This window comes from Agreia sp. PsM10 (assembly GCF_030433855.1).
GTDB lineage: Bacteria > Actinomycetota > Actinomycetes > Actinomycetales > Microbacteriaceae > Agreia.
Genome location: NZ_JARUXC010000025.1, coordinates 1 through 23,526, shown reverse-complemented (window position 1 = coordinate 23,526; position 23,526 = coordinate 1). Strand labels below are relative to the sequence as shown.

Sequence of the window (23,526 nt, the reverse complement as noted above, 5' to 3'; positions counted from 1 at the left end):
AAACCCCCACCTACCGGCTCGCCCGACTCCTCGAAGCGGCCTAACCCCCAGCGTTGCAACCACCACTTGACATTGCCCCGGACAATGCGACAATTCTCCGCACCTCAGCGCGCACGACTGCGTACTGCGCACTCGGAGCTACTCCTGCGTGCGACGCCGCTCGTCGAGCTCGGCCTCGAGCCGGCGGATGCGATCCTGCTGCTTGTAGAACTCGATCTCGCGATCGAGGTCGGCGAGCTCCTCTTCTGTGGTCTTCGCCCGCGTCGTGGGTGCGGCGGATGCCGTGCGCGCAGCCTTCTCGCGCCGACGCGGGTCGCCGAACGAACCCAGATCGACGGACTGGCTGTACTCGCGTCCGATCGTGAACCACAGGATGCTGCCGATGAGCGGCAGGAAGACGACCAGCAGAACCCACACGATCTTGGGCAGATGCTTCACCTGCTCGTCGCTGCGCAGAATGATGTCGACGAGAGCACCGATCAGAAGCGCGAACACAACGACGGAGAACACGATCGACATGCGCGCCAGTCTAGTGAGACACCGTCGTCGGAATCGAGCATTCGATACAAGCCGAATTGGAACCCGAAGTACCGTTCTCGGTGTTGCGTTCACGCAGCTCGGGTACCGTGATCCCATGACCGATGCTCCCACCGTTCTCTTCGTCTGCATCCACAACGCGGGTCGCTCGCAGATGGCCGCGGGCTACATGACCGCGCTGTCGAAGGGCGCCGTCACGGTGCGCTCCGGCGGCTCGGAACCCGGGCGGCAGATCAACCCCGTCGCCATCCAGGCCATGGCCGAGGAGGGCATCGACATCTCGCACGAGGTGCCCCAGCTCATGACGACGGAGGCCGTCCGCGACTCGGATGTCGTGATCACCATGGGCTGCGGCGACGTCTGCCCGATCTTCCCCGGCAAGCGCTACGAGGACTGGGAGCTCGTCGACCCGTCAGGCAAGGGCATCGACGAGGTCCGCGAGATCCGCGACTCCATCAGGTCGCGCGTCGAGTCCCTTCTGCAGGAACTCCTGCCCCAGGCCTGACCGTGACGGCGCTCTCCAGCATCGACCTCACCTTCGACGACACGATCGAGAAGGCGATCAGAGGCGAATGGGATGCGCTGGAACGCGCCGGATTCTCGAGCCTCGGCGCGCACAGATCCGACAGCAACAGGCCGCACCTCACCCTCGTGGTGGGAACGCCCCTCGAGATCGTCGACCACGCCGCCGCGCACGATGCGCTACATCTTCCGCTGCCCGTGACCATAGGGCCACCCGTGCTCTTCGGCAGCGGCGGCCGACGGGTGCTCGCTCGACTCGTCACACCCACGGCCGCGCTGCTCGATCTGCAGGCCTCGGTTCACGCATCCGTGCGGCAGCAGGGCCTCGTCGCGCATTCGCACCCCGGCGTCTGGGTCGCGCATGTCACCCTGGCCCGCCGCATCCGGCTCGACGACCTGCCTCAGGCGCTCGGCCTGCTCGGCGACGACCTCACGGGAGAGGCCACGGGCATGCGCCTGTGGAACGCGGTCGAGCGCACCGTGACGCCGCTCAGCTCGAGATGAGCGCGATCGCGACCGTGGCGACCCACGCGAGCACGGCCACGTAGAGCAGACGCTCCGCCAGACCGAAGAAGGTCTTCAGGGGGCCCACGACGCTGGTCAGCAGGATGAGTGCACTGAACACGGCCATCGCCCATGCGAGAACCCCGGAGGCCGGGGCGATGCCCGACAGAGCGGGGTCGGCGGCGAATGTGCCCGTGAACAGGAATGCGGCCACCGTGGCCGACGCGAAGAAGGCGGTGGCGAGCAGGTTGTGCCGCAGGCCGGTCGAGGTGCGCGGGGCGCCCGGCGCATCCATGGGAACCCACCCGATCGTCAGGCGAGCGAATCCGAGGATCACGAGAAAGACGATGCCGGCGGCGTTCGCCTCGCTCAGCGCCTCGAGAAGCGCGACCGCCAGGGTGAGCGACGCGACGCCGAGCGCGAGAGCCGCAGCGCGGTAGAAGGTGAAGTAGTCGGTGATGCCGTACTGGCTCACGGCGTCGCGCACCGGGTTGAGGCCGGTCGGCGCGATGTGCAGGTAGACCAGGCACGCGGCGCACACGAGCACGCCAAGCAGCGAGATCACGGCGATGGCGATCACCATTCGAGTTCTCCTTCGGTCGCGCGCAGCAGACGCCGGCGTTCACCCTCGATCATGCACCACTACATCAAACCCTGGGCTATGAATGCCCACCGGATCGCGGGCGCCACATGCTCGGAGTACTGCACCGTCATGTGCACCTGGTCGTACTTCGTGGGCAGGGTGCCGGCGAAGGCGGGGCACTGGCCGTCGACGCAGCTGAAGGGCAGCGAGCTCACGGCGTGGTCGCCGGTCGCCGGGGCCGCCGCCTCGAACGCGGCCTCGAAGTCGTTCCACGCGGCATCCACGTTCACGGCGCAGTCGATCGGGCTCGACACCCTCGAGTAGCACTGACCGAGGGGAGCGCCCAGGGGCGGCGGCGCCAGGTAGACGACGCGGCCGGCGGCGTTGTACTGGGCCGCCTCGGCCAGGGTGGATGCGACGAGGTCGCCCGTCGACAGCGGCTGGCGGCTGCTCGATTGGCCCAGGGCGAAGGCGTTCGACATCACGATCAGCTGGGGCGCGTCGGCGCGGATGCGATCGGCCACGTCCTGCTTGCGCTGCGGGCACGCATCCATCACCCCGTCGCCGTCGTTCTGCACGAGCACGTCGGTGAAGCGGCATCCGTAGAGCCCGATCGTCGTGATCTGCCATTGGTCGCCGCTGGCCTCGGCCATCGCCTTGAACGCCGGCGCGTAGGCCATCGCGGTCGAGTCCCCGACGAGATACATGTGCTGCGGGGCGTTCCGGTTGCCCCAGGTGCAGTCGTCGACGTTCGGTGTGTCGCCGATGTCGAAGCAGCGTCTGGCCGGATTGTCGGTCGACGTCTGCGACATCGCGTCGTCGATCGAGGGCGAGAGGTTGTCGGGCCACGCGGTCGCGGTGAGGGCGGCGGCCAGGTCTGCCTGCAGCTGCACCTCGGGGTTCTCGGCGGGCACCGGAGCAGCGACGGGAGCGGCCATCGGGGTGTGGTCGCGCAGCACGCTGAACGATCCGAGCCCCACTCCGGCCCCCACGACCATGAGCGCCACGGTCGCGAGGATCGCGTGCGCCCCGAAGCGGTCGCGCCACGCCTGCCACGCCTCGCGGCTCTTCTCTCGCGAGCCGGAGCGGCGCAGCAGGGGCGAGTGATGGAACGGCTGCTCGATCAGATAGAACGCGATCATGGAGATGGCCGCGGTGAGCCCGAAGATGATCGCCGTGACCACGGGCGTCTGCTCGGGCATGAGCAGCAGCGCGAAGACCAGTACGGGGAAATGCCACAGGTAGAGCGAGTACGAAAGGTTGCCGATGTACACGCTCAGCGGGTTGTCGAGCACGAAGAGCGAGCGCTGCCGCCCACCGATTCCGCCGGCGATGATGAGCATCGTCGCGCCGACCGCGAGCGCGGCGCCCGGACCCGGGAACGGCGTCGAGTCGGTGACCTGCACGAACGACCACAGCAAGGCGAGCAGGCCGAGCCATCCCACGACGATGCGGATGCCCGTGGGCAGCTTGGCCAGCAGCGGTGCAGCGATGGCCAGCAGGGCTCCGGCGCCCAGCTCCCATGCACGCGAGAAGGTCGAGAAGTACGCGGCCGCGGGGCTGGATGCCGTCTGCTGCACCGCGTAGAGGAAGGATGCCGCGACGATGACCGCCATCACGACGCCGAGCACGACCCTGGCCCGCGCGGGCGAGCGCAGCAGCTTCACCGCGATGGCGAGCACGATGATCACCAGCCAGGGCCAGACGAGGTAGAACTGCTCCTCGACCGACAGCGACCAGTAGTGCTGGAGCGGCGAGGCCGGGTCGGTGGCGTGAAAATAGTCGGTGCCGACCGCCGTGTAGCGCCAGTTCGCCACGAACAGCAGCGACGAGACGCCGTCCCAGATCGTCGACATGCTGCGCGCGCGGTTGAAGAGGAACCATCCGACGGCCGCGGTCACCACGATCACGGTCAGGGCGGCGGGCACGATGCGGCGGATGCGGCGGGCGTAGAAGGCGGCGAGCGAGATGCGGCCGTGCTGCTCGTGGTCGCGCAGCAGCAGACCGGTGATGAGAAAGCCGGAGATCACGAAGAACACGTCGACGCCGGCGAAGCCGCCGCTCGGCCAGCCGATCACGTGGTTCACGATGACCGCCACCACCGCGACCGCCCGAAGGCCTTGGATGTCGGCCCTCACGGCGCGAGGTGCGTTCGCCTCGGTTTCGGGTGTGGTGTCAGGCATCACAGTGCTGTTCTCGCGCGTCACGTACTACTCGTCTCCCCCGTCTGAGCCGTGCAGAGCCTATCGCGCCACGGATGAAAGCGCTCTCTCATTGCCGCTGCCTGAGCTTGTCGAAGGGAACCCCTTCGACAAGATCAGGGAACGGAGGGAGAATCTCTGCATGACTCATCCCGCGTTTCGCCAGATCGTGCTCGACACCGAGAACGCCCGTGAGCTGGCCGAGTTCTACCGCGAGCTTCTCGGCCTCATCTACCAGCCGGGAGACGAAGCACCCCCGGCGGGCGAGCCCGATCCGGCCGGCGCCGACTGGCTGGTGCTGCTCGGCGAAGACGAGCGACGACTGCTCGCCTTCCAGCAGGTAGAGAAGCTCGAGACGGCCACCTGGCCCGAAGGGCCCAGGCCGCAGCAGCTGCATCTGGATTTCAGCGTCCGCACGCTCGACGATCTGCGCACCCACAACATCCGGGCTCTGAGCCTCGGCGCGACCCTTCTCGACGACCGCATCGACGACCCCGCCGAGGCGCTGGTCGTACTGGCAGACCCGGCCGGGCATCCCTTCTGCATCTTCGTGACGACCGACTGACCTGTCGGCCGTCGGCGACACGTGTTGCCTTGGGCCCTCGGGTCGCGGGAGACTGGAGGTCCGTACCGGATCGCTACTGAGTCTTCCGCCAACCGAGGAGCTCACCATGGCTGAAACAACCGAACCCGTCGACGCCCGCGTCGGCCTCTACATCGACTTCGACAACATCGTCATCTCGCGCTACCAGCAGCTGCACGGGCGCAACGCGTTCCAGCGCGACGGAATCCGCGACTTCGACAAGACCGATCCCAACAACGACCCCGAGATCGCAGCCCGCCTGGCCGCCGCGACCGTGGACTTCAGCGCCATCATCGACTTCGCCGCCAGCTTCGGCACCACCGTCGTGAACCGCGCCTACGCAGACTGGTCGGTTCCGGTCAACGCGAGCTACCAGCGCCAGCTCATGTCGCGCGCGGTCGACCTCACCCAGCTCTTCACGACCACGACCCGCGGCACCAAGAACGGAGCGGACATCCGCCTGGCCGTCGACGTGGTCGAAGACCTCTTCCGCCTGCCCGACCTCACGCACGTGATCATCGTGGCGGGCGATTCCGACTACATCGCGCTGGCCCAGAAGGCCAAGCGTCTCGGCCGCTTCGTCGTGGGCATCGGCGTGGCCGGTTCGACGAGCACGTCGCTCGCCGCCGCCTGCGACGAGTTCGAGGACTACGACTCGCTGCCCGGCATCGAGAAGCGGCCCGAGGTGGTCGCCCCTGCGGGTTCGTCGTCGTCGCGCCGCGGTTCGAAGAAGACGGCGGATGCCCCGGCCTCGGCCGCCGAGTCCGGTTCCGGTGCCGACGACACGGTCGAGGCCGAGGTCGAACCCAAGAAGGCGCCCGCCCGGTCGCGCCGCGTCACCGTGCCCATGTTCTCGCACACCGAGGACTCCCCCTTCGAGGAGCCGGAGCCCGAGCCCGAGGATGCGCAGAAGGTGGCCACCGAGCTGCTCGTGCGCGCCCTGCAGATCGGCCACGCCAAGGGCGACGCCGACGAATGGCTCAACACCGGATCGGTCAAGAACCAGATGCGCCGCATGGACCCGTCGTTCAACGAGAAGCCCCTGGGCTACCGCTCGTTCACCGACTTCCTGGCCTCGCGCGACGACGTGGCAGAGCTCGCCGAAGAGGGGCAGCAGCGGCTCATCCGCCTTCTCGCCTCGGCAGACACGCAGCGCTGAGCAGGGTCTCGCAGCTCGCTCTAACTCAGGAAAACTCCGCCCGAGTGGCCGTTTTCGCACTCGACCCCCCGAATTTTCCTGCATACGAGCGCGACCCAACACGACGTACGGTCGAGGGTGTCAGCCGGCGACGTAGCGGCCCGGGCGGTGGTTCAGGGCGAGCACCACGTTGAGCACGGCGGCACCCGCGGCCGACACCAGCACCACCCACGGCGAGACCACCGCGAACGCCGCGAGCACCACCGTGACGTCGAGCGCCATCTGCACGTAGCCCGCGCGCCAGCCGAACTTCTCCTGCATCAGCAGTGCGAGCACGTTGAAGCCGCCCAGGCTCGAGCCGTGCCGGAACAGAATGAGCATGCCCACGCCGGCGAGCAGGTTGCCCACGAGAATGCCGAAGACCGCATCGATGTGCTCGAAGCTCACGAGCATGGGGATGATCGAGGAGAACACCGACAGCAGCCCCACCGTGATGATGGTGCGCACGGTGAACGCGATGCCCTTCTTCCAGAACGCGAGCACGAAGAACGGAGCGTTCACCACGAGCAGCAGAACGGGGAAGGGCAGGGCGGTCGCGTAGCTGATGAGCAGCGAGAGCCCTGCGGTTCCGCCGGTAACGGCGCCCGCGCTCTTCAGCAGGAACAGCCCGAGAGACGTCGTGATCGTGCCGGTGAGGATCGCCAGAATGTCCTCGACGATCGTGTGCCCGGGCGAGGCCTGGGCCACCGGTGCGGATGCCGGGAGGACGGAGGCGGGCAGCACGGGAGACGAGGTCATGGGCTGATGCTCTCAGCGGATCGGGCATGCGCGCAACCGAGCCTTCCCTCGTTGCGCAGTCTGAGACATCCGAGGCCCGTAACATGACAAAATGCGTGCATGGACACGCTCGACTCGCTTGACGCTCGCCTTCTGCTCGCGCTCGACGACAACCCGGATGCCACGATCCTGTCTCTCGCGCGAACGCTCGGCATCGCACGCAACACGGTGCACGCCCGCTTTGCGCGGCTCGCGCGCATCGGAGCACTCAAGGAGCCGAGCCGCCGCGTCGACCCCGCGGCCCTCGGCTACACGCTCGTCGCGTTCGTGTCGATCGCAATCAGCCAGGCCACGGGACATCTCGCAGAGGCCGGACTCGCCGAGCTGCCCGAGGTCGTCGAGATCCACTCCACGACCGGTGAGGCCGACCTGCTCGTCAAGGTGCTCGCCCGCAGTACCGAGGAGCTGCGCCGCATCACCGTCGCGATGCTCGCGATCGAGGGCGTGGTGCGCACGAACACCACGATCTCGCTGGTCGAGACCATGCCCCTGCGTCTGCGCCCGCTCCTGGAGCGCGCCGCCGACGCCTGAGTGAGCAGAAGTCGTCGATTCGATCGAATCGCACGCAACACACACTGCACACTCGACGTCGTCACTCAGTGCATGATCATTCCGCCGGTGACGTTGAACGACTGGCCCGTGAGGTACTCGCCGTCGACCGACGCGAGGAACAGGGCGAACCCGGCCACGTCATCCGGTGTGCCGAGGCGACCCAGCGGCGACTTCTTCGACCAGTTGGCAACGTCGTCGTCGGTGCGCGTGTCCTTGCCCATGTCGGTGAGCACGTACCCCGGAAGCAGCGCGTTGACCCGGATCAGATGCTCTCCCCATTCGAGAGCGGCCGCCCGGGTGAGCCCGACGACTGCGGCCTTCGACGCCGCGTAGGCGCCCTCGTCGGCGCCGCCGGCCTTGGCGGCCATGCTCGCGATGTTCACGATCGTGCCACCCGCGCCCTGGTCGATCATGGCGCGGGCCGCATGCTGCATGGCGAAGAGCGTGCCGCGCGCGTTGATGTCCATCACCAGGTCCCACCGCTCGGGCGCCAGGTCGAGCAGGCTGCCGCGGGCGAGGATTCCCGCGCTGTTCACCAGCACGTCGATGCCGCCGAGTTCGGCAAGCGCCACCGCGAAGGCGGCCTCGACGCTCACCGCATCGACGAGGTCGCAGTGCAGGATGCCCCTGCCCGGCCCGGCAGACGGGGCCCCGCCGAGCGCGCGGTCGGCTCCGCGCACGAGGTCGAGCACGATGATGTCGGCACCCTCGTCGGTGAACCGCTCCGCGATGCGGCCGCCGATTCCCCCGGCACCCCCGACGACGACGACCCGCGTTCCCCCGAAGCGGCTCATGCGCGGTCGAGCGTCAGGCCCGACAGGGCGTAGTAGCGATCGAACTCGAGTCCGCCGCGCAGCTGGTCGATCAGTCTCACCAGCAGGAAGCTGCGCCTGGACACGTGCCACGTGGGCACCGCGCCCTTCACTCCTCCGTCTGCCGTGACCGAGTAGGGCAGAGGCAGAGCGGCCCTGTACTGGTCGATCCACACGGCGATCACGCGGTCGACGAGCTCGCCCCGGTAGAAGAGGTCGACGAAGAACGGGCGTGCGTTGTCGTACTCGAAGCTGGCCGGTTTCACCCAGTCGAGCAGCGCGTCGATCTGGATGGCCGCCGCATCCATGCCGAATTCGATCGAGATGTCGACATCATCGTTCAGCACGGCGCGCGTGCCGTGCTGAACCACGCGCACGACCGACCCGCCCTGGCCGTTGCCCGAGGCGGAGAGATTCTGGTGGAAGAGGGGCCCGAAGGTGATCGCGTTCCACTGGGCAGGGCCCGTCGGCTCTATCGCGAGGTAGATCTGGGGCAGCTGCACGGGGCGTCCTTTCGAGGCGCGGAGCGGTCTGGCGGATCAGTAGATGAGCGGCAGCGCGATCGTGAAGATCAGCCCATTGAGCACTCCGAGGAGCAGGGCGACGCCGAGAGTCGTTCCGACGATGGCGAGGAGCTTCGACGGACCGCCCTTCAGATAGCCGAGCACACCGAGGGCGATGGCGCCCAGACCGAGCAGGGCGTCGAGCACCGACTGCGTTCCGCTGAGCAGACCGTAGGCGCCTGAGCTGTCCGTCGCGTACATGCCGAGCTGGATGAAGGTGAAGATGAACCCGAGTGCAAAGCCTGACGCGCCGAGGATCGCGGAGACGAGGCCCAGGGTGTTCTTGGGGCGGGGCGGCCGTGCGTTCTGGCCCGGCTGCTGCGGGTAGCCGGGGTGCGGTTGTTGCTGCTGCTGCTGCGCGTAGCTCGGCTGCTGCGGCGCATAACCGGGCTGCTGCTGCTGCGCGTAGCTCGGCGGCTGCTGCTGGTACGAGGGAGCCGGAGGAACCGGCGACTGCGGCGTCGACTGCGGCGGGGTGTAAGACGGCGGAACGGCCGGGGGTTCGAATGTCATGACAAGTCCTCTGTGCTCTCGGGGCGTCTGCTTAGAGTATGGCCGCCGTGACGCCATCGACGCACGCATAGCGCTCGATGTCCCACCCGGCGCGCCGGGCTCCGGCCTCGTAGGCGGCCTGAAGGAACTCCAGCGCTGCGCCCCTCGGATCTCCGCTCTCCCGGGTGGCGTCGTACGACAGAACGGCCAGATGGCTCGCGCCGCGGTCGAGCCACTCCGCCGAACCCGGCAGCGGCTCGTCGGCCAGCCCCTCGGGCTCGGGCGAGGTGTAGGCGTACCAGGCCGGGGCCGGGTAGCTCGGGTCTCCGAACCAGAAGCCCACGCTGATGACCTCGCGGGAGTACGCCTCGCGGGTCACCGGATCGGACTCGGCCGTGTGCGGAACGACGACATCGGAGAACCGCGTGGCGGCGATGTCGAAGGTGTGCCAGAAGTGGTGCACCGGGCTCGTCTTGCCCGAGAACCGGCCGCTGAACTCCTCGAGCACCAGGTTCACGTCGCTGAGCACGCGCCAGTACCGCGACACTGCCGCCGGGTCGTAGGCGGCGTGCTCGGTGTCGTCGGCGAACGCGCGGCCCGCGTCGGGCAGGTCGAATGGATGCGCGTCGACGATCCTCTCGGCGGCGTCCGGCGCGCCGATGAAGCGCAGCGCCTGAAGGAGTTCGCCGTGGAACGAGGCGACCGACTGCCCCGCGAGCGCGATGCTGGCCCTGCGGCCGTCGGTGTTCTGCACGATCGCCCGGTGGTCGATGAAGTCGAAGTCGATCGCGAAGGTCGGATCGAACCCCATGGGCCGAGTCGTGATGCCCGACGCGGTGAGGTGGAACGGCACGTTCCACCAGTGGTTGCGTCGAACGCTCGCGGCGAGCCTGACCTTGCCCACGATCTGCACGAAGCGGTGCAGCGTCTCTTTCGTGTGCTGCCAGTCGTCGTAGGGTGCCGCCTCGAAATGCTCCATCGTTCGAGTATGCCTCGTCGCCGTGCGGCGGCCGCTAGAGCGCGAGCAGCTTGCGCTTGGCGGCCGCGAACTCCTCGTCGGTGAGCACTCCGTCGCGGTGGTAGGCGGCCAGCGCACCCAGCTCGGCGATGAAATCGCGAGCCTGCACCGCGGCATCCGGAGCCTGTTCGGCGACAGGCTCGGGCTCGGTGGATGCCAGCCCGCCGTTGGCCGCGAGCCGCGCGTCGGCGATGGCTCCGGTGATGGCCGCGACGCCCTCGCGGAACTCCTTCACGTCGTCGAGCGTCAGCTGGTTGGAGTCGTCACCGTGGCCCACCGTGACCCTGATGGTCGCGAGCCCGCGGGTCTTCTGCAGGGTGCTCTGCACCACGTCGATCTCGGCGATGTCGATCACCGCGATGTCGTGCAGCGTGCGGGCAGCGTCGCCGATGTGCACGAAGAGGTGGTCGTAGATGAGCAGGTAGCGGCCACCGCCGACCTTCGAGATGGGATTGCCCACGGCCGCCCAGCGGGTGCCCTCCGGCCACTTGGGCTTCGGCGTGTACGAGGCGGTCGGCTTCGGCATGTCGGCCTGGCGAGCGGTCCACGCTCGGCCGTCCCACCAGCGCTTTCCACCGGATCCATCGTCGTACCAGCCTGCAGCGACATCACTCATAGCTTGTTACCCCCGAACCGAGCGTAAACCGGCCGGGGGTCGCACCGCATCCCCGCGCAGGGTTCGAGTTGCGTACGCCTCGCGTTCTTCGCGTATTCACCGATGTCGGGCGAGACTGGAGCCGCTGAACTCAGATCGGGCACGACCTATCGAAGGGCATCCGATGCATCTCGACGAATCCGGCGAGGTCTACGCGTTCATCATCACGTTCATCGCATTCGTCGTCGCGCTGTGCGCGGTCGGCATCGCCGCGGCCAGGCGCAGATAGGCGGTGCAACACACAGTGTGTTGTCGTGCGACCCCCGTACTGGCAGACTGATCGCGGATCGGGGGATCATGACCAGGCACACTCACACGGACTCGCCCACGTGGGGCACGCCCCGTCGACTCTCGCGGCGCGGGCGCAGAATCGTGTCGGTCCTCAGCGCCGTGCTCGCTGTGGCACTGGTGATCTCGATCATCACCTCCGCCTCGCCCTGGGCGTCGAGCATGCTCATCCGGGCCGTTTTCGAGAAGGGCGGGCGCGACACGGTCGCCGAGATGCTGCCCTACGTTCCGCCATCCGGAATCGCCGAGACGCTCGACGTGCAGTACGGCGACGGCACGGCCGGCGCCGCGACGACACTGGATGCGTTCCGCCCCGAATCCGCGAACGGCCCGCTCCCGACGGTGGTCTGGATCCACGGCGGCGCCTGGATCTCCGGCGACAAGAGCAACGTCGCGCCCTACCTGAAGATCCTCGCCGCGGAGGGGTACACGACGATCGAGCTCAACTACTCGATTGCACCCGAGTCCATCTATCCGACGGCCATCTTCCAGCTGAACGAGGCGCTCGCCTACATCGATGAGCACGCCGCCGAGCTGGGTGTCGACGCCGACCAGATCGTGCTGGCCGGAGACTCCGCGGGCGCGCAGCTCGCGAGCGAACTCGCCGGAATCACGACGAATCCCTCGTATGCCACCGTCGTGGGCATCGATCCGGCCCTGTCTCCGACTCAACTCGTGGGCACGATCCTCAACTGCGGGGTCTACGACCTGCAGCGCATGTCGGAGCTCAACGGCATCGAGGCCTGGGGATTCAAGATCTCCCTGTGGGCATACACCGGAACCAAGGACTGGTCGGACACCTCCGCGGGCTCGACGATGTCGAGCCTCGGCTTCGTCACAGCCGAGTTTCCGCCGACCTACATCTCGGGCGGCAACGGCGACGCCCTCACCTGGGTCGAGTCGGTTCCCATGTCGAACGAGCTGAAGGCCGCCGGCGTCGAGGTCGACGAGCTGTTCTGGGCGGCCGATCACGAGCCCGCGCTCCCCCACGAGTACCAGTTCCACCTCGACTACGACGACGCGCACACCGCGCTCGATCGCACCCTGGCCTTCCTCGAGTCGCACACCGACGCATCCTGACGGGCACCAGGTGCTTCAATGGATGTCGACACCCACCGAACGAGAGAAGCCCCGTGCCGTCCATCTCCGAGCTGACCATCCCCGGCAAGCGCAACGTCAAGGGACTCACGGCATCCATCGCCGAGCTGAAGTCGGGCGACCTCGTGAAGGCCGTGTTCTCGACCCCGCGCTACGGGGTCGTCTCGATCGAGGGTCGGGCGCACTTCTCGAAGACGACGAACTCGTTCATGATCGCGGGCCGGGCTCTGGATGCGAACCTCAAGCCCGACAAGTCGCTGCAGCTTCTCGAGATCGTCGACCCGCAGGCCGCCCTGGCCGACGACGGCGTCGCCGCAGTCAGCGATGAGGAGGTCGCGGCGCTCCCCTCCGGCGACCCGGCCGACGTCGTGCCGACCCTGCAGCACGGCGACGTGATCGCGGCCCGCTACTTCGAGCTCGCCTATGGCGCGTTCACCGTGATGGGCGCCTGTGTCGCAGCCCCCGGCTCGTCGCTGATGCTCGGCACCTGGTTCGTCTCGCGCAACGGTGTTCCCGCCGGCCGACTCAACCATGTCGACGTCGTGGCCCGCGCGGCCGACGGCGAGCTGCGCATCCCGGCCGCCATCTCGTCGTGGGGCGAGGAGTCGGGCAGCGACGAGCTGTAGTCCAAGCGCAGCGCAGGGGGTTGTCCCCTCGTTCGCGGCGCCTCTAGCCTCGATGAATGGCCATCGATCCCGCAGCGAGCATGCAGTCCGACGCGTTCGACCCGGCATCCAATCATCTGGATGCGCGGATCGAGATCGTGCGCACCCGGTTGCTGCGGCGGCGTCGCGAGCTGGTCGTCACGCGCCACGACACCGGCGCGGTCGAACTGCGCGTCGAGGCCGGCGATCGGGCGCAGGCGGGTCGGCTGCTCGCGCAGGTGCACGGCGAGCTGCACTCGAAGTCGGTCATGGAGTTCTTCCGTGAGTGGCACGTGATCTCGTAGCTTAATCCGACAAATGTTGGATAAGAGGAATACTCTGGACGGGTGCGCGCGTTGAACTCTATGCACGCGCATGGAGATCGTCGATCTCCGCGACATCAGTCTGTAGAGAATGGAAAGTGATCCTCATGGCCAGGTTCGACAACAAGGTAGCGATCGTCACCGGCGGCGGAAGCGGCATCGGAGCCGAGATCTCGCGGGAGCTCGCGGAGCAGGGCGCGTCGGTGGTGGTCACCGACATCAACCTCGACGCGGCACAGAGCATCGTCGACGAGATCGTCGCAGCCGGCGGTTCGGCAGCTGCGTTCCAGCAGAACACCGCGAAGTGGGAGGACTCGAAGGCCGCGGTCGAATTCGCGCAGTCGACGTTCGGCGCCCTGCACCTCGCCGTGAACAACGCCGGCATCGGAGCCGCCCCGCAGAAGATCGGCGACTACGACATCGCCGCCTGGGACAGGGTTCGCTCCGTCGACCTCGACGGCGTGTTCTACGGCCTCAAGTTCCAGCTGCCCGCGATGGTGGCGGCCGGCGGCGGAGCCGTCGTGAACATGGCCTCGGTTCTCGGATCGGTCGGAATCGCCGAGAACGCGGCATACGTCACCAGCAAGCACGCCCTCATCGGCCTGACCAAGGTCGCGGCGCTCGAGTACACATCAGAGGGAGTGCGCACCAACGCGGTGGGCCCCGGATTCATCGACACCCCGCTCGTGCGCTCCAGCCTCTCGCCCGAGGCACTCACCGCGCTCGAGGCGGAGCACGCCTCGCGTCGCCTCGGCACCGACAAGGAGGTCGCCGCGCTGACCCTGTTCCTGCTCAGCGACGAGGCCTCGTTCATCTCGGGCAGCTACCACCTGGTCGACGGCGGCTACTCCGCCCACTAGGCCCTGCGCCGGTCGAGGGCCTCGATACGGCCGTGGCCGGCCTACTCGACCAGCGCGGTCGGTGTGCAGACTGGAGTCATGGATTCTCCCGATATCAGCACGCAGACCTCGACCGTCGATGCGTGGACCCACGCCCTCGCCGGGCGGAACGGCTCGCCCGGCGGCGGCGCGGGTGCCGGAGTGATGCTCGCCATCGCGGCGTCCCTGATGTCGATGGTCGCGGGGTACTCCGAGCATGACGACCGAGATGACGACGCGGTCGTCGTCGACCTCCACGCGAGGGCACGCTCCCTCCGCGAGACCGCCCTGCGACTCGCCGACGAGGACTCCACGGCCTCCGCCGCGTTCGGCGCGGCCTACCGGCTCGAGAAGGGGCCGGCGAGGGATGCGGCGATCCGCCAGGCATCCATCGACGCCGCCCGCGCGTCGAGCGTTCTCGGCCGGCACGCGACCGACGCGATCGACGACCTCGAGTGGCTGGCCCTTCACGGCAATCCGGCGCTGATCGCCGATGTGGTCGTGGCGCTCGGCGCCCTGAGGGCAGCAGTCACGGGCGCGCGCACGAACGTGAGCTTCGACCTCGCAGCCGTTTCTCGCGTCGGAGAGCCGCCCACGCAGGTCCATGCCGAGAACCCGACGGTCTGGGACTCGGTGCGCGAATTCGACGAGGCCCGCGACCGCATCGACGAGATCATGGCCGCGGTCGACGACCGCGCGGCCCCGACCGACCACGGGTAGCGGGCCAACGGAGCACGTTTCGAACAACACCCCGCTCGCGAGGCGCGAAAAGTGGCGTGTCGGCCGATTCGTGCTCCGTTGACCCGGTCTCGAGACCATCTGCAGCGTTCCCTGAGCCTGTCGAAGGGAGGCTAGGCGAACTGCAGCAGGATCTTCCCCATGTGGGCGCTCGACTCCATGCGGCGGTGCGCGTCGGCGGCATCGTCGGGCGTGAACACGCTGTCGACGGTCGGCCGCACGAGACCCTGCTCGACGAGCGGCCACACCGACTCCCGCACAGAGGCGATGATCGCGATGCGCTCGGCCAGAGGCCTCGCGCGAAGGGTCGTCGCCCAGATGCGGCCGCGCTTCATCATGAGCGAGCCGACATTGAACGAGCACGTGTCTCCGCTCTGGTTCGCGATCACCATGATGCGTCCGCCCACGCCCAGCGCCCGGATGTCGCGGGCCAGGTAGTCACCGCCCACCATGTCGAGGATCACGTCGAGCCCGTGGCCGCCGAGCTCGTGCCCGGTGACCTCCACGAAGTCCTGCTCGCGGTAGTTGATTCCGACGGCGCCGAGCGACTCGGCGAAGGCGACCTTCTCGGCCGAGCCCGCCGTCGCGAAGACCCGCGAGCCCTGTGCATGGGCGAGCTGGATGGCCATGGCACCGATGCCGCTCGAGCCGCCGTGCACGAGGAACGATTCGGTCGGCAGCAGCTCGGCACTCATGTACACGTTCGACCAGACCGTCGCGGCAACCTCCGGCAGCGCGGCCGCATCGAGCACGGAGACGCCGGCGGGCACGGGAAGCACGAGACCCTGGTCGACGACCGCCCGCTCGGCATAGCCGCCGCCCGGCAGCAGGGCGCAGACCTCGTCGCCGACACGCCACTCCGACACGTCGTCGCCGACCGCGCTGACGACGCCCGACACCTCGAGTCCCGGCCACACCGGAGCACCGGAGGGCGGCGGGTAGTTGCCCCGGCGCTGGGAGATGTCCGCCCCGTTGATGCCGGCGCCGACGACGTCGATGCGCACATCCGACGGCCCGACCGGAGGCTCTATGACCTCGCTCAGGGTGAGAACAGAGGCATCGCCGAACCGGGGAAGAGTGATCGCTCGCATGCCGCGAGTCTACGAGCGTGACGGCCGCATCTACGAGCCGAGCCGGCCCGACAGGCGCGTGTGCAGCGCCCGGCTGCGCCCATCCAGACCCTCGAATGCGACCGTCACGCCGTGCTGGCGGTACTTGTTCTCGACCGAGTCGAGCGCGGCCACGGTCGATGCGTCCCAGATCTGGGCTGCTCCGAAGTCGACGACCACGTTCGGCGGGTCGACGGCATACGAGAAGCGCTCGACCATGTCGTTGCTGCTTCCGAAGAAGAGCGGCCCCTGCACGGTGTAGCGCGCGGACTCGCCGTCGTCCGAGACGACCCGGTCGACCCGGATGACGTGGGCCACCCTGCGCGCGAACAGCACCATCGCGAGCACCACGCCCACGAGCACGCCGAGCGCGAGGTTGCCGGTCGCGACCACGACCACGACGGTGATCACCATCACGAGGGTCTCGGGCACGGGCATGCGGCGCAGCGTCGATGGCCTCACGCTGTGCCAGTCGACAGTGGTGATGGCCACGATCATCATCACCGCCGCGAGCGCCACCATGGGAATCTGCGCCATCAGGTCGCTGAGCAGCGTGACGAGGGCCAGCAGCACGAGCCCCGCCACGAACGTCGAGATGCGGGTGCGGGCCCGACCCATCTTCACATTCACGATCGTCTGGCCGATCATCGCGCACCCGGCGATTCCACCGTAGAAGCCCGCGAGGATGTTCGCGACGCCGAGCGCCCACGACTCCCTGCTCTTGTGCGAGCGGGTCTCGGTGATGTCGTCGACGAGCTTCGCGGTGAGCAGGGTCTCCATCAGACCGACGAAGGCGACACTGAGCGCCGTGGGCCAGATGAGCTGCAGCGTCTCGAGGTTCAGCGGCGCGAGGAACGGCGTGAGTCCCGGCAGCGCGCCGCCGATCTCGCCCTCGTCGCCGACATTCGGAACGTTCAGGTGCGCGATCATCACGATCGCGGTGACGACGACGATGGCGACCAGGGGCGCGGGCACGGCGGTGGTGAAGCGAGGCAGGACCAGGATGATCGCGACGGTCAGCGCGAACAGCGGATACACGAGCCAGGGCACGCCGAGCAGGTGCGGCACCTGGGCGACGAAGATCAGGATGCCGAGGGCGTTGACGAATCCGATCATCACCGAACGGGGGATGAACCGCATCAGCCGGGCCAGGCCGAGCGCTCCGAACACGATCTGCACGATGCCGGCGAGGATGATCGCCGGCAGAAGGTACTCGACGCCGTGATCCTTGACCAGGGGCGCGACGACGAGCGCGACCGAGCCGGCCGCCGCCGTGACCATCGCGGGCCGCCCGCCGAGGATCGACATGGTGATGGCGAGAACGATGGATGCGACGAGGCTCACCTTGGGATCGACACCCGCGATCACCGAGAAGGAGATGACCTCCGGGATGAGGGCCAGCGTCGTCACGATTCCCGCGAGCACCTCCCGGCTGAGCAGTCGGGGCGAGCGGAGCGCCTGGAGCGTCGTCACTTCGGCCTGGGGAGCAAGGGATCCGGGGAGCGCGGGCACCGGGACAGCCTACGGGGAATGACTTTTCCCCGCCGCGTTCCCGCTGCCGATCGGAGGCCTTGACTCCCATTGACCGTCATATATGATGTACGAGACACAAAGGAGTGAATCGTGACAGTGCAGTCATTCGAGCAGGTAGCCCTTCCCTCGCGCACCTCGCACGTTCTCGACACCCTCAAAAGCGCGATCATCAGCGGGCGGCTCGCACCCGGCCAGGCGCTCGTCGAAACAGAACTCGCCGCCCAGTTCGGCGTCTCCAAGACCCCGGTCCGCGAGGCCCTGAAGAGCCTCGAGGGAACGGGGCTCGTCGTCATCCGGCCCTATACCGGCGCGAAGGTCCGGGTGTTCACCGAGGCGGACGCCATCGCGATCTACGACATGCGCCTTCTCCTCGAACCGGAGGCCGTCAGGCGGAGCCTCGCCTCCGGCACCTCCCTCGACGCAGCGGCCGACGCGTTGGAGCGGGCGCGCTCCGCCTCCGACGGCAGCGAACGAAGCATCGCCAACCGGGACTTCCATCGCGCCCTCTATGCGCGCTGCGGCAATCCCCTTCTTCTCCAGACCCTCGACGGCCTCCGCGATCAGATCGCACTCATCTCCGCCGGATCATGGACGCGAGACGCGTCGTGGGAGCACGAGGCCGCCGAGCACAGGCACATTCTCGATGTCGCCCGATCGGGCGATCCGGATGGCGCGGCAGATCTCGTCGCGGCCCACATCGGCAGCTTCACCCGGCGTCACATCGCCGGCAACGAAGCGGGAATCGGAGGGCCCGACTAGCAGGGGGAGACGGCTCGTTCACCGCCAAGTTCCCGAGCCGCCCCGATAGACCACGCTCCGTGAGGAGCAGACATCACTACCACTAGCAAGGAGCAACGATGCTTCACCATGATACAAAGAACGCCCCGACATCGGCCCAGGCCGCGAACCGCCAGAAACGCACGAACATGCGCTGGACGATCGTGGGATTCTCGGCGCTCGGACTGACCATCGCATACCTCGACCGGGCCGCCCTGTCGGTCGCCCTGCCCTTCATGGCGGAGGAGTTCGAGATCGGCCCGGCCATTCGGGGCATCCTGCTCTCGTCGTTCTTCTGGACGTACGCGCTCTTCCAGATCCCTTCGGGCTGGCTGCTCGACAAGTTCGGTCCGAGGGTCATCTACCCGCTCGCCGTCGGCTGGTGGTCGGTCTGGACAGCCCTGACCGCACTGTCGCAGGGCGTCGTCACCACGATCATCTTCCGCCTCGGACTCGGCATCGGCGAGGCTCCCGTGCAGCCGGCCAACGTGAAGGTCGTCTCACGGTGGTTCCCCCGCCGCGAGCGCGCCTTCGCGTCGAGCCTCTTCGACATGGGCCAGCAGATCGGAACCGCACTCTCGATTCCGCTGGTCACGACTCTCGCGATCTTCGCCGGATGGCGGCTCGCGTTCATCGTCATCGGCGTCGCCGGGCTGCTGTGGATCATCGGATGGCTGGCCGTCTACCGCGACCCCGACAAGCACCCGCGCGTCAACGCGGCGGAGCTCGAGTACATCAACTCCGACCAGGGCGAGATGGTCGCCGCCGAGGTGACCGCGGAGAAGACGCCCTGGCGCGACCTGCTGCGCGACAACCAGGTCTGGGCGCTGACGCTCGGTTACGTGTTCCGGTCCCTCGCCGGAGCGTTCTTCCTGACGTGGTACCCGAGCTACCTGCTCAACGACCGCGGCTTCTCGAAAGAGGACTTCGGCCTGGTCGGAGCCATTCCGGCCGTGATCGCGATCGGGTCGACGATTCTCGGTGGAATCGTGTCGGACCGCCTGCTCGCATCCGGCATCTCGCCCAATCTGTCGCGCAAGATCCCGATCATCGCCGGACTCGTGCTCAGCGCCTGCATCGGCTTCAGCCCCTTCATCGAGAGCAACGTGCTCGTGATGGTCGTGCTGACGGTCTCGAGCGCCGCCCACTCCTTCGCCGGTGCCGCCATCCTCAGCCTGCCGGCCGAGGTGGCCAAGAGCCCGGACACGGTCGGGTCCGTCGCCGGGTTCCAGAACTTCGGATCGCAACTCGGAAACCTGATCAGCCCGATCGCGATCGGCCTGTTCCTCACCTTCAGCAACAACTCCTACGTCGGGCCGCTCGTGTTCGCGGCGCTGAGCTGCCTCGTCAGCGCAGCGATCTACGGCTTCTGGGTGCGCATCAAACCCGTCGTCGCCCTCACAGACGTCGTCACCGAACCATCCCCTGAAAGGAATCCGTCATGAACCGCGCCGAACTGATCGCCCGGCTCTCCACCGTCGTCGGCATCCCCGTTGTGCCGTACACGGCGAGCGGTGAGATCGACCACCCGCTCGCGCATCGGCTGACCAGACGACTCGTCACCGAGGGGGTGACAGCGCTCACACCGAACGGCAACACCGGCGAGTTCTATGCCCTGTCCCCGCACGAGCGTCGGTCCGTCCTGGCGACCGTGGTCGATGCGGCAGGTGGCGACGCGGTCGTCATCGCGGGCGTCGGCCTCGACCTGCACTCCGCGGTGGCCGACGCCCGGTTCGCCCGCGATGCCGGAGTCGACGCCGTCATGGTGCACCAGCCCGTGCTCCCCTATCTCTCGGCTCGTGGCTGGATCGACTACAACGTGGCCATCGCCCGAGCGGTTCCGGAGATCGGGATCGTGCCCTATCTGAGCACCACCGCCGTCTCCGGCGCCGATATCGCCGCTCTCATGCACGCCGCGCCGAACGTCGTCGCGCTGAAGTACTCGGTGCCCGATCCCGTGGCGTTCGCGACGACCCGCTTCGACGTCTCCGAGAACTCCGACTCCGAGATCCTGTGGATCGCCGGACTGGCCGAGTCCTACGCCCCGGCCTACTGGCAGGCCGGTGCCCGCGCATTCACGTCCGGGCTCGTCAACGTCGCGCCGGCCGTATCGCTCGAGCTCCTCGAGGCGTTGCGACGCGGCGACGCGGCCGGGACCGAATCGGTCTGGCGTCGAATCCGGTCGTTCGAACACCTGCGCGCCCGCGACAGGTCGGCCGACAATGTGTCGGTCGTCAAAGAGGCCATGCACCAGCTGGGACTCTGCGCCAGGGACGTCCGCCCGCCGAGCGCCGTGCTGAGCGACGCGGCCCGGGTCGAGGTGCACAACGCCCTCGAGGGCTGGTCGGATGCGAAGGTCGCCGCATGATGCGCATCGACAGGCTCGAGACATTCCTGCAGAGGGTCGGCGACCGACCGCGCGTTCTGGTGAAGATCACCACCGACGACGGCATCGTCGGCTGGTCCGAGGTGTACAACCACGGACCGGACCTCGCCCTACCCCCTCTGCTCGACTACCTCATCGAGCAGATCCGCGGGGTCGATGCGCGGCGCACCTCGTACGTCTCGCAGTTCCTTCAGCAGTCGTCCCGGTTCCCGCAGGGCGCGCTCGGACTCGCCGCCATCGCCGCGATCGACCACGCCCTGTGGGACATCGCCGGCAAGGCGGCGGGGGTGCCCGTCTATCAACTCCTCGGCGGTGCCGTTCGCGATCGGGTGCGCGTCTATGCGGGCCTCTACTCGGCGCCGGATGTTCCGCAGCTCCTCGAGCGCACATCGGCGCTCCACGAGAGCCACGGCTACACGGCGTTCAAACTCAGTCCCTACCGGTCCGACATCCACCGGCACCGCTTCGGCCTCGTCGCCGAGGAGCTCGGCCGGTACTTCGGAGACGTGAGGCAGGCGCATCCTGCCGAGTGGGAGTTCGCATTCGACGCCCACGCCTGCCTGTGGACTCCGCAGCAGGCGATCACCCTCGGGGCCGCGCTGGCCCCGCACGACCCTCTCTTCCTCGAGGAGCCCATCCGGCCCGAGTACCTGCCCGCGTGGACACGACTGCGTTCGCAGTTGCAGGTGCCACTCGCGACCGGGGAGTCGCTCTACTCGCCCAACGAGTTCCTCGGTCTCCTGTCCGCCCAGGGCGCCGACATCATCCAGCCGGACATCTGCGTCGTGGGCGGCCTCACCCAGATGATCAAGATCGCGCACATCGCCGAGGCCCACTATGTGCCCGTGGCTCCGCACAACCCGCTCGGGCCGCTGGCCACGGCCGCGAACCTGCATTTCGCCGCCGCGACGACCAACTTCTCGATCCTCGAGTTCAAGCCGGATGCCGTCAGCTGGTGCCACGACCCGTACGAGCCGGTCGATGGCCACCTCGAACTGCGCCCCGACCGGCCCGGCTGGGGAATCGAGATAGACGAGAGCGCCCTCGCGACGGACGACTGGGTGTACTGGGGCCGCCCGGTTCCCGTGAAGCCCGACGGGTCGACCGCGTGGATGTGACACCCCGCCCGACGCTTCCTGCTCCGTTCGATCGACCCGCTCAACCGAAAGGCCAGCCGATGCCCCTCGTCACCACCACCGACCCGACAACAGGAGAGAGCCGCGAACTCGACTTCTCCGAGAGCGATGCCGCCGAGGTACGCGCCGCCGTCGACCGTGCGGTCGAGGCCACCGCCGACCTCGACGCGCGGGGGCGACTCGGCCGCGCCGAGCTTCTGGATGCGATCGCGGACGCACTCGAGGCACGCCGCGTCGACATCGTCGCCGCTGCCGATTCGGAGACCGCCCTCGGCGAGACGCGGCTGAACGGCGAGCTCACCCGCACCACCTACCAGCTGCGCTTCTTCGGGGAGGTGCTGCGGGAGGGCTCCTACCTGGAGGCGACGATCGACCACGCCGGGGACACTCCGATGGGACCGCGCCCCGACCTCCGTCGGATGCTTCTGCCCCTCGGTCCCGTCGCCGTCTATGCGGCGAGCAATTTCCCCCTCGCGTTCTCCGTCGCGGGCGGCGATACCGCTGCCGCCCTCGCTGCGGGATGCGGTGTCGTGGTGAAGGCGCACCCCGCGCATCCGGCGACGAGCGACCTGGTCGGCCGAATCGTCCAGTCGGTCGCCGGGAATGCCCTCTCCGTGGTCTACGGGCGGGAGGCCGGCATCATGCTCGTCACCGAACCGGCGATCAGGGCAGCGGGCTTCACGGGATCTCCCGGCGGCGGACGAGCCCTCGCGGACCTCGCGGCGGCGCGCCCCGAACCCATCCCCTTCTATGGCGAGCTGGGCAGCCTCAACCCCGTGATCGTGTCACCCGAAGCCGCCCGCACCAGGGCCACCGAGATCGGAACGGGACTGTCGGCATCCATCGTTCTCGGCGGTGGCCAGTTCTGCACGAAGCCCGGAATCGTGCTCGTGCCCGACAACTCCGACGGCGAGCAGCTCGTGCGCGTGCTGGCGCGCGACGCCTCTCTGACCGCCGCGAAGCCGGCACTCACGACGGCGATGGCGCACGCCTATGCGGCGGGCGTCGACGCACTCGCCGGCGAGACCGGCGCGACTCTCGCCGTCGAGGCTCGCGACGCGGCCGACGGGGCGACGTCTCCCACAGTGGTCGCGTTCGACGGCGACGAGTTCACCGGCGCGCTGCTCGAGGAGTGCTTCGGGCCGGTCGCCGTGGTCGCCCGCTACCGCGACGACGCGCACGCCGCGCGCCTGCTGGAGTCGCTTCCCGCGTCGCTGACCGGGTCCTTATTCGTCGACGAGGACGACCGGGGTGTGCCGCTCGCCCGCAAGGTGGTGGCCGCGAAGTCGGGGCGCATCCTCTACAACCAGTACCCGACCGGTGTCGCCGTGTCGTGGGCCCAGAACCACGGCGGATCCTGGCCGTCGACGAACTCGGTGCACACGTCGGTGGGTGCCACGTCCATCCGGCGATTCCTGCGTCCTGTCGCGTGGCAGAACGCGCCTCAGACCGAACTCCCGGAGGAACTGCGGGACGCGTACGAGGCGGTGCCCCGCCGCGTCGACGGCAGGCTGGTGCTCCCCGCGGAGTGACGCGCCCTGCATCGAGTTGGGGGGGGGGGGGGGGGGGGGGGGGGGGGGGGGGGGGGGGGGGGGGGGGGGGGGGGGGGGGGGGGGGGG

Annotated in this window: 26 protein-coding genes; 15 read left to right on the top strand and 11 right to left on the bottom strand. The window is 68.3% G+C overall.

Annotated elements, in window-relative coordinates; translation table 11 throughout:
- Positions 1-138: 138 nt before the first annotated feature.
- A complete protein-coding gene (locus QCD70_RS18810) occupies positions 139-519 on the bottom strand; it encodes a PLD nuclease N-terminal domain-containing protein (protein WP_301219124.1) in 381 nt (126 codons plus the stop codon).
- 115 nt (positions 520-634) lie between these two features.
- Between QCD70_RS18810 and QCD70_RS18805 the strand changes: the two genes are divergently transcribed.
- Together QCD70_RS18805 and QCD70_RS18800 are read left to right on the top strand one after the other, a co-directional pair.
- The gene (locus QCD70_RS18805; RefSeq protein ID WP_301219122.1) at positions 635-1,042 is read left to right on the top strand and encodes an arsenate reductase ArsC; all 408 of its coding nucleotides are present in this window, start codon (positions 635-637) and stop codon (positions 1,040-1,042) included.
- Positions 1,043-1,044: 2 nt separating this feature from the next.
- Positions 1,045-1,563 carry a 2'-5' RNA ligase family protein gene (locus QCD70_RS18800; RefSeq protein WP_301219120.1) on the top strand — a complete coding sequence of 173 codons (519 nt, stop codon included), beginning with the start codon at positions 1,045-1,047 and terminating at the stop codon, positions 1,561-1,563.
- Here the strand turns inward: QCD70_RS18800 and QCD70_RS18795 are convergent.
- Positions 1,550-2,146 carry a DUF998 domain-containing protein gene (locus QCD70_RS18795; RefSeq protein WP_301219118.1) on the bottom strand — a complete coding sequence of 199 codons (597 nt, stop codon included), beginning with the start codon at positions 2,144-2,146 and terminating at the stop codon, positions 1,550-1,552. The two genes, QCD70_RS18800 and QCD70_RS18795, sit on opposite strands and share 14 nt — an antisense overlap.
- Before the next feature lie 59 nt (positions 2,147-2,205).
- Entirely contained in the window at positions 2,206-4,329 is a 2,124-nt protein-coding gene (locus QCD70_RS18790) for an acyltransferase family protein (RefSeq protein ID WP_301219116.1), read from the bottom strand.
- A gap of 160 nt (positions 4,330-4,489) precedes the next feature.
- Here QCD70_RS18790 and QCD70_RS18785 point away from each other — a divergent pair, with 160 nt between their 5' ends.
- Together QCD70_RS18785 and QCD70_RS18780 are read left to right on the top strand one after the other, a co-directional pair.
- Positions 4,490-4,912, top strand: coding sequence for a VOC family protein (locus QCD70_RS18785; RefSeq protein ID WP_301219114.1), 423 nt, complete (start codon positions 4,490-4,492; stop codon positions 4,910-4,912).
- 106 nt (positions 4,913-5,018) lie between these two features.
- Complete coding sequence (locus QCD70_RS18780; RefSeq protein WP_301219112.1) at positions 5,019-6,089, top strand: NYN domain-containing protein; 1,071 nt, start codon at positions 5,019-5,021, stop codon at positions 6,087-6,089.
- A 120-nt stretch (positions 6,090-6,209) separates the two neighbouring features.
- Here the strand turns inward: QCD70_RS18780 and QCD70_RS18775 are convergent, their stop codons facing one another.
- Positions 6,210-6,866: a YitT family protein gene (locus tag QCD70_RS18775; protein ID WP_301219110.1), complete on the bottom strand. Its 657-nt coding sequence runs from the start codon at positions 6,864-6,866 to the stop codon at positions 6,210-6,212.
- 99 nt (positions 6,867-6,965) lie between these two features.
- Between QCD70_RS18775 and QCD70_RS18770 the strand changes: the two genes are divergently transcribed.
- Positions 6,966-7,436 carry an Lrp/AsnC family transcriptional regulator gene (locus QCD70_RS18770; protein ID WP_301219108.1) on the top strand — a complete coding sequence of 157 codons (471 nt, stop codon included), beginning with the start codon at positions 6,966-6,968 and terminating at the stop codon, positions 7,434-7,436.
- A gap of 65 nt (positions 7,437-7,501) precedes the next feature.
- Here the strand turns inward: QCD70_RS18770 and QCD70_RS18765 are convergent, their stop codons facing one another.
- From QCD70_RS18765 to QCD70_RS18745, 5 genes are read right to left on the bottom strand one after another with little or no spacing between them, the layout of a single operon-like run.
- Entirely contained in the window at positions 7,502-8,251 is a 750-nt protein-coding gene (locus QCD70_RS18765) for an SDR family NAD(P)-dependent oxidoreductase (RefSeq protein ID WP_301219106.1), read from the bottom strand.
- Positions 8,248-8,772, bottom strand: coding sequence for a hypothetical protein (locus QCD70_RS18760; RefSeq protein WP_301219104.1), 525 nt, complete (start codon positions 8,770-8,772; stop codon positions 8,248-8,250). Before QCD70_RS18760 ends, QCD70_RS18765 begins: the two co-directional genes overlap by 4 nt.
- A 36-nt stretch (positions 8,773-8,808) precedes the next feature.
- The gene (locus QCD70_RS18755; RefSeq protein ID WP_301219102.1) at positions 8,809-9,345 is read right to left on the bottom strand and encodes a hypothetical protein; all 537 of its coding nucleotides are present in this window, start codon (positions 9,343-9,345) and stop codon (positions 8,809-8,811) included.
- Between the two features lie 31 nt (positions 9,346-9,376).
- A complete protein-coding gene (locus QCD70_RS18750; protein ID WP_301219100.1) occupies positions 9,377-10,303 on the bottom strand; it encodes a DUF5996 family protein in 927 nt (308 codons plus the stop codon).
- A 34-nt stretch (positions 10,304-10,337) separates the two neighbouring features.
- A complete protein-coding gene (locus QCD70_RS18745; RefSeq protein WP_301219098.1) occupies positions 10,338-10,958 on the bottom strand; it encodes a PH domain-containing protein in 621 nt (206 codons plus the stop codon).
- Positions 10,959-11,294: 336 nt separating this feature from the next.
- Between QCD70_RS18745 and QCD70_RS18740 the strand changes: the two genes are divergently transcribed.
- The 5 genes from QCD70_RS18740 to QCD70_RS18720 all read left to right on the top strand — a co-directional run bounded on the left by QCD70_RS18740 (position 11,295) and on the right by QCD70_RS18720 (position 14,948).
- Positions 11,295-12,365, top strand: coding sequence for an alpha/beta hydrolase (locus QCD70_RS18740; RefSeq protein ID WP_301219096.1), 1,071 nt, complete (start codon positions 11,295-11,297; stop codon positions 12,363-12,365).
- Between the two features lie 53 nt (positions 12,366-12,418).
- On the top strand, positions 12,419-13,009 hold the full coding sequence (locus tag QCD70_RS18735; RefSeq protein WP_301219094.1) for a hypothetical protein: 591 nt from the start codon (positions 12,419-12,421) through the stop codon (positions 13,007-13,009).
- 56 nt (positions 13,010-13,065) lie between these two features.
- On the top strand, positions 13,066-13,332 hold the full coding sequence (locus QCD70_RS18730) for a hypothetical protein (protein WP_301219092.1): 267 nt from the start codon (positions 13,066-13,068) through the stop codon (positions 13,330-13,332).
- Positions 13,333-13,457: 125 nt separating this feature from the next.
- Complete coding sequence (locus tag QCD70_RS18725) at positions 13,458-14,210, top strand: SDR family NAD(P)-dependent oxidoreductase (protein ID WP_301219090.1); 753 nt, start codon at positions 13,458-13,460, stop codon at positions 14,208-14,210.
- Positions 14,211-14,288: 78 nt separating this feature from the next.
- Entirely contained in the window at positions 14,289-14,948 is a 660-nt protein-coding gene (locus QCD70_RS18720) for a cyclodeaminase/cyclohydrolase family protein (protein ID WP_301219088.1), read from the top strand.
- Positions 14,949-15,079: 131 nt separating this feature from the next.
- Here the strand turns inward: QCD70_RS18720 and QCD70_RS18715 are convergent, their stop codons facing one another.
- Positions 15,080-16,057 (bottom strand): NAD(P)H-quinone oxidoreductase, encoded by a 978-nt coding sequence (locus QCD70_RS18715; RefSeq protein ID WP_301219086.1) that lies wholly within the window; start codon positions 16,055-16,057, stop codon positions 15,080-15,082.
- Between the two features lie 30 nt (positions 16,058-16,087).
- Positions 16,088-17,587: a SulP family inorganic anion transporter gene (locus tag QCD70_RS18710; RefSeq protein ID WP_301219084.1), complete on the bottom strand. Its 1,500-nt coding sequence runs from the start codon at positions 17,585-17,587 to the stop codon at positions 16,088-16,090.
- 111 nt (positions 17,588-17,698) lie between these two features.
- Between QCD70_RS18710 and QCD70_RS18705 the strand changes: the two genes are divergently transcribed.
- The 5 genes from QCD70_RS18705 to QCD70_RS18685 all read left to right on the top strand — a co-directional run bounded on the left by QCD70_RS18705 (position 17,699) and on the right by QCD70_RS18685 (position 23,439).
- On the top strand, positions 17,699-18,367 hold the full coding sequence (locus QCD70_RS18705) for a GntR family transcriptional regulator (protein WP_301219082.1): 669 nt from the start codon (positions 17,699-17,701) through the stop codon (positions 18,365-18,367).
- Between the two features lie 98 nt (positions 18,368-18,465).
- Positions 18,466-19,830 carry an MFS transporter gene (locus QCD70_RS18700; RefSeq protein ID WP_301219080.1) on the top strand — a complete coding sequence of 455 codons (1,365 nt, stop codon included), beginning with the start codon at positions 18,466-18,468 and terminating at the stop codon, positions 19,828-19,830.
- Positions 19,827-20,753 carry a dihydrodipicolinate synthase family protein gene (locus QCD70_RS18695; protein ID WP_301219078.1) on the top strand — a complete coding sequence of 309 codons (927 nt, stop codon included), beginning with the start codon at positions 19,827-19,829 and terminating at the stop codon, positions 20,751-20,753. Before QCD70_RS18700 ends, QCD70_RS18695 begins: the two co-directional genes overlap by 4 nt.
- The gene (locus QCD70_RS18690) at positions 20,750-21,889 is read left to right on the top strand and encodes a mandelate racemase/muconate lactonizing enzyme family protein (protein ID WP_301219076.1); all 1,140 of its coding nucleotides are present in this window, start codon (positions 20,750-20,752) and stop codon (positions 21,887-21,889) included. Before QCD70_RS18695 ends, QCD70_RS18690 begins: the two co-directional genes overlap by 4 nt.
- A gap of 59 nt (positions 21,890-21,948) precedes the next feature.
- Entirely contained in the window at positions 21,949-23,439 is a 1,491-nt protein-coding gene (locus QCD70_RS18685; RefSeq protein WP_301219074.1) for an aldehyde dehydrogenase family protein, read from the top strand.
- Positions 23,440-23,526 lie beyond the last annotated feature (87 nt).